The 255-nt window shown below is 52.5% G+C and carries 1 rRNA gene; it reads right to left on the minus strand.

The window, feature by feature from the left end:
* A 23S ribosomal RNA gene (locus M3661_RS30095) occupies window positions 1-255 on the minus strand; the annotation flags it as partial.

Consider the following 255-nt stretch of genomic DNA (forward strand, 5'->3'; position numbering starts at 1 on the left):
GCAGATGGTCCTGCCAGATTCCCACGGGGTTTCACGTGTCCCGCGGTACTCGGGATCCGTCTCGGAGGGCATTTACTTTCAATTACAGGGCTTTTACCTTCTATGGCGGGCCTTTCCAGACCTCTTCATCTAATAAACACCTTTCTGACTCCATGTGAGACGTCCCACAACCCCAAGGAGCAAGCTCCTTGGTTTAGGCTCTTCCGCGTTCGCTCGCCGCTACTTACGGAATCACTATTGTTTTCTCTTCCTGAG

The organism is Paenibacillus sp. MER 180, assembly GCF_023713665.1.
In the GTDB taxonomy this organism is placed as follows: domain Bacteria; phylum Bacillota; class Bacilli; order Paenibacillales; family Paenibacillaceae; genus Paenibacillus_B; species Paenibacillus_B suaedae.